The organism is Cupriavidus basilensis, from assembly GCF_000876015.1.
Lineage (GTDB): Bacteria > Pseudomonadota > Gammaproteobacteria > Burkholderiales > Burkholderiaceae > Cupriavidus > Cupriavidus basilensis_B.
Genome location: NZ_BBQM01000016.1, coordinates 433,500 through 439,855, shown reverse-complemented (window position 1 = coordinate 439,855; position 6,356 = coordinate 433,500). Strand labels below are relative to the sequence as shown.

Below are 6,356 nucleotides of genomic sequence, written 5' to 3'. Positions count from 1 at the left end.
CAGCCGTTGACGTTAAGAAGTGGCCATTGACATTAAGCCATTAACATTAAGCCATTAAAATTGAAATAACCTTCCAAAAAATCAAACAATCCCCTCAATCTGCTCCTGCAACTCCAGCCAACGCTCCTCCAGCGTATCAAGTTCCCCCCCCACTTCCCCCTGCCGCTTGAGCATCTCCATCAACTTCCCCTTGTTACCCTCCGCATAACTGCTCTCGTCGGCCATGAACGCATCGATCTCGCTCTTGGCCTGCTGCAGCACGGCCATGCGCTTTTCCACCTTTTCCAGTTCCTTGGTCAGCGGCTTGCGCAACTGCGTCAGGCGCTGGCGTTCGTCGGCTTCGGCGCGGCGCTGGTCGCGGCGGTTGACCGCGGCGGCGCCGTCGCCCGCGGCGGGGGCCTGCGCGGCGCTGGCGGCGTTGCGCTTGGCCGCCGCCTGTTGCAGCAGCCAGTCGCGGTAGTCGTCGAGGTCGCCGTCGAACGGCTTCATGGTGCCGTCGCCGACCAGCATGAACTGGTCGGTGGTGGCGCGCAGCAGGTGGCGGTCGTGGGAGACCACGATCAGGGTGCCTTCGAACTGCGCCAGCGCCATCGTCAGCGCTTCGCGGGTGTCGAGGTCGAGGTGGTTGGTCGGTTCGTCGAGCAGCAGCAGGTTGGGCTTCTGCCAGACGATCAGCGACAGCGCCAGGCGCGCCTTCTCGCCGCCGGAGAACGGCTCGATCGGCGCGGTGGCCATGTCGCCGCGGAAGTTGAAGCTGCCGAGGAAGTCGCGCAGTTCCTGCTCGCGCGTGTCGGGCGCCAGGCGCGCCAGGTGCTGCAGCGGGGAGTCCTGGTCGCGCAGCGTCTCCAGCTGGTGCTGGGCGAAGTAGCCGATCTGCAGGCCCTTGCCCTGGCGCAGCTTGCCGGCCAGCGGTTCTTGCGTGGCCGCCAGCGTCTTCACCAGCGTGGACTTGCCCTGGCCGTTGGCGCCGAGCAGGCCGATGCGCTGGCCGGTCTGGATCGACAGCGACAGGTTGTGCAGGATGGTCACGGGCGGCGCGCCGGGCGCGGGCGGCGGATAACCGCAGTCCACGCCTTCGAGCACCATCATCGGGTTGGGCGCCGAGTCCGGCTCGCGGAACTCGAAGGCGAAGCCGGCGGCGATGTGCACCGGCGCCAGCCGTTCCATCTTTTCCAGCGCCTTGACCCGGCTCTGCGCCTGGCGCGCCTTGGTGGCCTTGGCCTTGAAGCGCGTGATGAACGATTCGAGGTGGGCGATCTCTTTCTGCTGGCGCGAGTAGGCCGACTGCTGCAGCGCCATCTGCTGCAGGCGCAGCGTCTCGAACTGGGTGTAGTTGCCGCCGTAGCGGCGCAGTTGCTGGTTTTCGATGTGCACGGTGACGTTGCAGATCGCGTCGAGGAATTCGCGGTCGTGCGAAATCATCACCAGCGTGCCGGGATAGCGCGCCAGCCAGTCTTCCAGCCAGACGATGGCGTCGAGGTCCAGGTGGTTGGTCGGTTCGTCGAGCAGCAGCAGGTCGGACGGGCACATCAGCGCCTGCGCCAGGTTCAGCCGCATGCGCCAGCCGCCCGAGAACGACGCCACCGGCTGCGACACCTGCGCCAGCGTGAAGCCCAGCCCCAGCAGCAGCGCCTCGGCGCGCGCCGGCGCGGTGTAGCCGTCGGCGTCGGCGAAGGCGGCGTGGGCGTCGGCCTCGGCGGTGCCGTCGCCGCTGGCCTGGGCCGCGGCGATGCGCGCCTCGATCTCGCGCAGGCGGGTGTCGCCGTCGATGGTGTATTCCACCGCGCTGCGCGCGACCGCCGGGGTTTCCTGCGCCACGTGGGCGATGCGCCACTGCGGCGGGATGGCGACGTCGCCGCCGTCCGGATGCAGCTCGCCGCGCAGCATGGCGAACAGGGTCGACTTGCCGCTGCCGTTGGCGCCGACGAGGCCGACGCGCTCGCCGGGGTTCAGCGTCACGCTGGTGTGGTCGAACAGCACCTTGGTGCCGCGCTGGAGGACTAGCTGGTCGATTCGGATCACGGGAGGGGAAAGCTGGAGATAAAGCCGCCGGAGATGAGCGATGGCCGGCCCGGCATGGCACGGGTCAACCCGGCATTGTAGCCGCTTCGCATGATGCTGCCCGTCAAATGGCGGCGCGCGGCGGCGTATGGCGGAGGATGGCGGCGAGGTTCGGTTGGCCGCCGCGCGCGGGTTCCGGCGGTGGCCGCGCAGGGACGGCAAAGGGATGGCAAGGAGACGGCAGCCTAGGTATAAACCCTTGCCCGCGTAAAACTCTATTTTCATGGTACGCGTTTTGCGTGTAAATTAATTTACATAGATGCGCACCGCCTGCATGCTTTTTTTTCGTGCATGGCTTCGCGGCGGCGCATCCCGTCAACCAGAACCGCACCCATGTCCCTCGGCAACTCCGGCAATTCCGGCACCAACGGATCCTCCGGCAAGAACGGCAACGGCTCGATCACCGAGCGCATCGCCCGCGCCCTGCCCACGCTGACGCCCGCGCACCAGCGCATGGCCGAATACGTGCTGGGCAACCCGTTCCGCGCCGCCACCATGCGCATCGACGAACTGGCGGCGGCGGTGGAGGTCTCGGTGGCCACCGCCAACCGCTTCGCGCACGCGCTCGGCTTCGAGGGCTATCCGCAGTTCCGCACCGAACTGGTGCGCGGTTTCGAGGCCACGCTGGCGCCGGTCGAGAAGCTGCGCACCGAACTGGAGCGCCCGGCCACGGTGGCGGCGGTCATCGCCGCCTCGCTCGACGAGGACGTGCGCAACCTCGAGGCCACGCGCCGCGGGCTCGATGCCGAATCCTGCGAGCGCGCGGTGGAAGCCATCCTGTCGGCCGAGCGCGTGTTCGTGGTGGGCTTCGGCGCGAGCGGTTTCCTGGCCGGGCTGCTGCAGCACGGGCTGGACCTGTCGTGCCGCACCGTGATCTCGGTGTCGGGCGCGGGCGGCGCGTCGACCGCGGCGCGCGCGCTGTTCAAGCTGCAGCCCAGCGACCTGCTGATCGTGATCGGCTTTCCGCGCTACGTGTACGACACCGTGACCATCGCGCGGCGCGCGCGCGCGCACGGCGCGCGCATCGTGGCGCTGACCGACGGGCCGACCTCGCCGCTGGCGGCGCTGGCCGACATCGCGCTGTACGCGCACACCGGCCGCCAGCTTTCCGCCAACTCGGACACTGCCGTGCTGGCTTTCATCGAAGGCCTGTGCGGCGCCGTGGCGCACCGCGCCGCGCACGCCGTCAAGGCCGCCGCCGAGATGACCGAATTCCTGCTGCCGTGGCTGCACGGCGCGCCGCCCGGCCAGGGCCGCGACGCGCGCGAGCGCCACGACGAAGCAGCCGAAGGCCGCGCCAAGGGCGCGCCCGCGCGCCGCAAGAAACCCACTCCCGACGCATCGTGAACCCCAACCTTACCCCTGTGATCGCCATCCACGGCGGCGCCGGCACCATCACCCGTGCCGCCATGAGCCCCGCCCGGGAGGCGGAATACACCGCCGCGCTGAGCGGCGTGCTGCAAGCCGGCCAGCGCGTGCTGGCCGACGGCGGCAGCGCGCTCGACGCCGTCACCGAAGCCGTGCGCCTGCTCGAGAACTGCCCGCTGTTCAATGCCGGCCGCGGCGCCGTGCTGACCCGCGCCGGCACCTACGAGCTCGACGCCGCCATCATGGACGGCGCCACCCGCGCCGCCGGCGCGGTGGCCTGCGTCAAGTGCCTGCGCAATCCGGTGCTGGCCGCGCGCGCGGTGATGGAGCAGAGCGAGCACGTGCTGTTCGCCAGCGACGGCGCCGAGGCTTTCGCGCGCGCGCGGGGCCTGGAACTGGTGGAGCCCGCCTACTACTTCACCGAGGCGCGCCGCGAGCAATGGGAGCGCGCGCGCGGCACCGCCGGCACGGCGCTCGACCACGACGCCGCCAGCCGCGCGGCCGAGCCCATCGACCCCGACAGCAAGTTCGGCACCGTGGGCGCGGTGGCCTGCGACGCGCAGGGGCGCCTGGCCGCGGCCACCTCCACCGGCGGCGTCACCAACAAGCAGGTCGGCCGCGTCGGCGACACGCCCATCATCGGCGCCGGCTGTTATGCCGACGACGTGGCCGCGGTGTCGGCCACCGGCACCGGCGAGATGTTCATCCGCGCGGTGGCGGCCTACGACGTGGCCGCGCAGATGCGCTACGCGGGCCTGCCGCTCGGCGAGGCCGCGCGCCGCGTGGTGATGGAGAAGCTGCCGGCCATCGACGGCCGCGGCGGCCTGATCGCGGTGGACCGCGCCGGCAACGTCGCGCTGCCGTTCAACACCGAAGGCATGTACCGCGGTTTCGCCCGGGTGGGCGAGGCGGTCAACGTGTGGATCTACGGTTGAGCCGGCAGGCGCGGCATCGATCCATCCCGGCATCAACAGCATCAACAGGCATCAAGGGGTCCAAGTGGCTGCAGCATCCTCTTCCCGGTCGGCCCAAGCGGGCATCGTCCTGCCACCGCAGCGGGTGGTTTCCGTCAACGATCTCACCGTGCGCTTTTCCACCTCGGAGCGCACCGTGGAGGCCGTGCGCGGCCTGAGCTTCCACGTCGACCGCGGCGAGACGCTGGCCGTGGTGGGCGAGTCGGGCTCGGGCAAGTCGGTGACGTCGCTGGCGCTGATGCGGCTGGTCGAGCACGGCGGCGGCAAGATCGCCGGCGGCAGCATGGCGCTGCGCCGGCGCGGCGGCGAGGTGATCGATCTCGCCCGCGCCGACAACGCCACCATGCGCGGCGTGCGCGGCAGCGACGTGGCCATGATCTTCCAGGAGCCGATGACCTCGCTCAACCCGGTGTTCCCGGTGGGCGAGCAGATCGCCGAGTCGATCCGCCTGCACCAGGGCAAGGGCCGCGCCGAGGCGCGCGCCGAAGCGCTGCGCATGCTGGAGATCGTGCGCATTCCCGAGGCGCGCCGCGTGCTGGACCGCTTCCCGCACCAGCTCTCGGGCGGCATGCGCCAGCGCGTGATGATCGCGATGGCGCTGTCGTGCAAGCCGGCGCTGCTGATCGCCGACGAGCCGACCACCGCGCTCGACGTGACCATCCAGGCCGAGATCCTGCAGCTGATCCGCAACCTGCAGGCCGAGATGGACATGGGCGTGGTCTTCATCACCCACGACATGGGCGTGGTGGCCGAGGTGGCCGACCGCGTGCTGGTGATGTACCGCGGCGAACGCGTGGAGGAGGGCACCGCCGAGCAGGTCTTCGCCGCGCCCGCGCATCCGTACACGCGCGCGCTGCTGTCGGCCGTGCCCAAGCTCGGCGCCATGCAGGGCACCGACTGGCCCGCCAAGTTCCCGCTGCTGCAGCTCGACCAGTCCGCGCCGGCCGCGCCCGAGGCGCCGCAGGACACCGTGCCGGCCGGCGCCGCGCCGATCCTGCGCGTGCGCGACCTGGTGACTCGCTTCGACGTGCCGGGCGGCCTGCTGGGCCGCGTGGCGCGCCGCGTGCACGCGGTCGAGCGCGTGAGCTTCGACCTCCATCCCGGCGAGACGCTGGCGCTGGTGGGCGAGTCCGGCTGCGGCAAGTCCACCACCGGCCGCTCGCTGCTGCGCCTGGTCGACAGCCAGAGCGGCACCATCGAATTCAACGGCCAGGACATCAGCCAGATGAAGGGCGGCGCGCTGCAGACCCTGCGCCGCAATATCCAGTTCATCTTCCAGGACCCGTTCGCCTCGCTCGACCCGCGCGTGCCGGTGGGCTACTCCATCATGGAGCCGCTGCTGGTGCACAAGGTGGCCAGCGGCAAGGAGGCCGAGCAGCGCGTGGCCTGGCTGCTGGAAAAGGTGGGCCTGAGCGCGGCGCACGCCTCGCGCTACCCGCATGAATTCTCGGGCGGCCAGCGCCAGCGCATCTGCATCGCGCGCGCGCTCGCGCTCAACCCCAAGGTGGTGGTGGCCGACGAGTCGGTGTCCGCGCTCGACGTGTCCATCCAGGCGCAGATCGTCAACCTGATGCTGGACCTGCAGCGCGAGATGGGCATCGCCTTCCTGTTCATCTCGCACGACATGGCGGTGGTGGAGCGCGTGAGCCACCGCGTGGCGGTGATGTACCTGGGCCAGATCGTGGAGATCGGCCCGCGCCGCGCGATCTTCGAGAACCCGCAGCACCCGTACACCAGGAAGCTGATGTCGGCGGTGCCGATCGCCGATCCGGCGCGCCGCCACCTCAAGCGCGAGCCGCTCAACGACGAGATCCCTAGCCCCATCCGGCTGCTCGGCGACGAGCCGCTGGTGCAGCCGCTGGTGGCCGTCGGCGGCAGCGCCGCCTCGCAGCATTTCGTAGCCCGGCACGCCATCGGCGGTGCCTACTAACCGACGCCTTTCCAAGGAGAATC

4 protein-coding genes are annotated in these 6,356 nt (G+C 70.2%); 3 read left to right on the top strand and 1 reads right to left on the bottom strand.

All coding sequences use genetic code 11. The features are described from left to right. Positions 1-81: 81 nt before the first annotated feature. Positions 82-2,022 (bottom strand): ATP-binding cassette domain-containing protein, encoded by a 1,941-nt coding sequence (locus KF708C_RS18225; protein ID WP_059412831.1) that lies wholly within the window; start codon positions 2,020-2,022, stop codon positions 82-84. Positions 2,023-2,394: 372 nt separating this feature from the next. Here KF708C_RS18225 and KF708C_RS18220 point away from each other — a divergent pair, with 372 nt between their 5' ends. The 3 genes from KF708C_RS18220 to KF708C_RS18210 all read left to right on the top strand — a co-directional run bounded on the left by KF708C_RS18220 (position 2,395) and on the right by KF708C_RS18210 (position 6,333). Beyond that, positions 2,395-3,408, top strand: a complete 1,014-nt coding sequence (locus tag KF708C_RS18220) for a MurR/RpiR family transcriptional regulator (RefSeq protein ID WP_020204580.1) — start codon at positions 2,395-2,397, stop codon at positions 3,406-3,408. Positions 3,409-3,470: 62 nt separating this feature from the next. Beyond that, positions 3,471-4,364: an isoaspartyl peptidase/L-asparaginase family protein gene (locus tag KF708C_RS18215; RefSeq protein ID WP_059412852.1), complete on the top strand. Its 894-nt coding sequence runs from the start codon at positions 3,471-3,473 to the stop codon at positions 4,362-4,364. Between the two features lie 64 nt (positions 4,365-4,428). Further along, on the top strand, positions 4,429-6,333 hold the full coding sequence (locus tag KF708C_RS18210) for a dipeptide ABC transporter ATP-binding protein (RefSeq protein WP_029043937.1): 1,905 nt from the start codon (positions 4,429-4,431) through the stop codon (positions 6,331-6,333). Positions 6,334-6,356 lie beyond the last annotated feature (23 nt).